The sequence below is a fragment of the Methylorubrum zatmanii genome (assembly GCF_014845115.1).
GTDB lineage: Bacteria > Pseudomonadota > Alphaproteobacteria > Rhizobiales > Beijerinckiaceae > Methylobacterium > Methylobacterium zatmanii.
In genome coordinates this window covers 1-2,774 of sequence record NZ_NKUI01000137.1, presented here as the reverse complement: position 1 = coordinate 2,774, position 2,774 = coordinate 1, and the positions used below count along the sequence as shown (strand labels likewise).

Below are 2,774 nucleotides of genomic sequence, written 5' to 3'. Positions count from 1 at the left end.
GCCCGACCCGGCGGCTCTGGCCGCGATCCTGCGCCCGCATTTCCGGCCGCTGGGCCTCAAGCCCGTCTTCGAGATCGGGCGGATGATCGCCGGCAATGCCGGCATCCTTGTCACCCGCGTGGTCTACGTGAAGCCGACCGAGGGCAAGACCTTCGTGATCGTCGACGGGGCGATGAACGACCTGATCCGCCCGACGCTCTACGAGGCCTTCCACGCCCTGCGCCCGCTGAGCGAGCCCGGCCCCGACACGCCCCGGCTGACGGCGGACGTGGTCGGCCCGGTCTGCGAGAGCGGCGACTATCTCGCTCTCGGGCGCGAGATGCCCGAGGTCTCCCCCGGTGACCTGATCGCGGTGATGAGCGCGGGCGCCTACGGCGCGGTCCAGGCCGGCACCTATAACAGCCGCCGCCTCGTGCCGGAGGTGCTGGTGCGCGGCGATCAGGCGGCCGTGGTGCGTCCGCGCCCGAGCTACGACGACCTGATCCGCCTCGACCGCCTGCCCGGCTGGCTCGCCTGACGGTGTTGACGGGACCGCTCGCGCGCCCATCCTGAGATGCCGCCCGATGCTTCGGCCTCGGGGGCCGGTGCGAGCCGGCCCGCTTTCCGAAAAGACCGCCCCATGAAGACCGCCGATTGCGACATCCTGATCCTGCCCGGCTATGCCGGCTCCGAGGAGGATCACTGGCAGGCCCGCTGGGCGGCCCGGCTCAAGACCGCCCGGATCGTCGAGCAGGCCGATTGGCATAACCCCGATCCCGAGTCCTGGCGCGACCGGATCGCGGAGGCGGTCGCGGCGGCGACCCGCCCGGTGGTGCTCATCGCCCATAGCCTCGGTGTCGTGGCGGCGGTGGAGGCCGCACCGCGTTTTCCCGCCGGTGTGGTGCGCGGGGCCCTGCTCGTGGCCTTCCCCGATATCGAGGCCGGGGCGAGTCTGCCGGAGAGCGTGCGCGCCTTCGCGCCGGTGCCGCGCGATCCCCTGCCCTTCCCCTCGCTGCTGGTGGCGAGCCGCACCGACCCGCACTGCACCTACGCGCGAGCGGAGGATTACGCCTATGCCTGGGGTTCGGCGCTGGTGGATGCGGGCGAGTCGGGCCACATCAATGTCGCCAGTGGGCACGGCCCCTGGCCCGAGGGTCTGATGCGTCTCGCCGGCTTCCTGGCTCCGCTCTAATCCGTTTCCGGGCCGAAAAGGTTCGGCCGGAACGGCAGAGCGCGGCTCAAAACAGGGACTTATGCGCCGTTCCAATCAAATGTTCTGAGAAGCGGGCCTGAAAAGTTTCTTTGATCTAGGAGAAATCGGGAACTTAATTTTCCTTAATTGCTTTCTCCGGGCACACCGGTCGGCAAAGCCGTCCGGACAATTTCGGAGGGACGCACTCGTGACGCTGACGAAGACCATCGCTACCGCCACCGCTTTCGCCTTCATCGCCGGCTCCGCGCTTGCAGCCCCGTGCAACACCGGCAGCACCAACAAGGCGCCGGGCGATTCCAAGGCCGAGAACAGCAGCACCGGCAGCGGCGCGGATTCGGGCTCGAAGAACCTCGCGGGCGGCCAGCAGCCGGCCTCCCCCGGCACCATCGGCGCGATGAACAATGTCGGCGCCGGCCAGGGCGTCGGCAACAAGCCCGGCTCCGAGCAGACCGCCTCCGCCAAGAACACCGCCGGTGGCGACCAGCCGGCCGCGCCGGGCACCGTCGGCGCGATGAACGCGGCCGGCCACGATCAGAAGCTCGGCGACAAGAAGGGCGGCGACGACTGCTGATCGCCTGCCTTCACCGCACGGAGAACGCCCCCGCACCGGCCGGTGCGGGGGGTTTTTTATGCCTTCGCCTTAGGGCGCCGCCTTGTCCTCGCCGACGCGAAACAGCTGGCCCGCCACGTCGTTGACGGTGGGAGGGCTCACGCGGACGAAGGGCAGCGGCCGGCACACCGCCAGGGCCGCGAGCCCGAAGCGGGCGGTCATCAGGCCGTTGAGCACGCCCTCGCCGAGCTTGGCCGAGACGCGGGCGGCGAGGCCGAGGCCGAGCACCTGATGCAGCATGCCCTCCCCCACCGCCATGCCGCCGGTGACGGTGAGATGGGCGAGCGCCGCCCGGGCGAGCCGCAGGAAGCCGAGCAGGCCGGGGCGGCCGCCATAGATCGCCGCGATCCGGCGCAGCAGCCGGGCGGCGGAGAACACCACGAAGGCGACATCGACGATGGCCCGCGGGCTCAGCGCGGTCACCGCCGAAACCTGGCTCGCCGCCTGGGCGATGGCCGCCTTGGCCTGCCGGTCGAGGGGACTGAGCAGCTCGCCCTCGGCCAGGGCCAGCCGGTCGTCCACGTCGAGGATCGCGTCGCCCACCGCATCGAGCCGCCGGATACCGGCGGCCAGGGCCGGCCGGTCGGCGTAGAAGCCACGCAGCTCCTGCACCACGCCCTGCGCGGCGGTGTGGTCGCGGGTGGAGAGGGCGGCCAGCGCCCGCTCGCGCAGGACTTCGATCTTGCGCTCGCGCCAGACGCCGAGCGCCTCGCGGGCGACGAGGGCGGTGAGCGCGATGCCCGCGATCACGAGGAGCGCGAGGGCGACCCAGCCGAGCCAGGGAGCGGTGGCAAACAGGTCGGTGATCAGCCGCTCGATCGAGAGCCCCACCGCGATGCCGACGAGGCCGCCGAGGGCGCTGAACAGGATCGAGAGCCATGGTGCCCGGCTTTTGGGCGCCACCGGCACGGCGACACCGTCGGCGGCATCCACGATCTCGTAGGGCTCGTCGACGAGGCGCCGCCACGACCC

Annotated in this window: 4 protein-coding genes; 3 read left to right on the top strand and 1 reads right to left on the bottom strand. The window is 71.3% G+C overall.

Translation table 11 applies throughout. The annotated features are described in order from the left end of the window. The 3 genes from MZTS_RS16865 to MZTS_RS16855 form a co-directional block, all read left to right on the top strand. On the top strand, positions 1 to 517 hold a 517-nt coding region (locus MZTS_RS16865), incomplete at its 5' end, for a diaminopimelate decarboxylase family protein (protein ID WP_425492756.1). A 102-nt stretch (positions 518 to 619) separates the two neighbouring features. After that, positions 620 to 1,171, top strand: coding sequence for an RBBP9/YdeN family alpha/beta hydrolase (locus MZTS_RS16860; protein WP_192284714.1), 552 nt, complete (start codon positions 620 to 622; stop codon positions 1,169 to 1,171). Positions 1,172 to 1,379: 208 nt separating this feature from the next. Continuing rightward, positions 1,380 to 1,763: an exopolysaccharide production protein YjbE gene (locus MZTS_RS16855; RefSeq protein WP_192284713.1), complete on the top strand. Its 384-nt coding sequence runs from the start codon at positions 1,380 to 1,382 to the stop codon at positions 1,761 to 1,763. 69 nt (positions 1,764 to 1,832) lie between these two features. Here MZTS_RS16855 and MZTS_RS16850 read toward each other — a convergent pair. Further along, a partial coding sequence (locus tag MZTS_RS16850; RefSeq protein ID WP_192284712.1) for a YcjF family protein occupies positions 1,833 to 2,774 on the bottom strand: 942 nt, incomplete at its 5' end.

What these genes read in the sequence shown, in the direction of transcription:
- MZTS_RS16860 (WP_192284714.1), top strand. Translation starts at nt 620, where the DNA reads ATGAAGACCGCCGATTGCGACATCCTGATCCTGCCCGGCTATGCCGGC.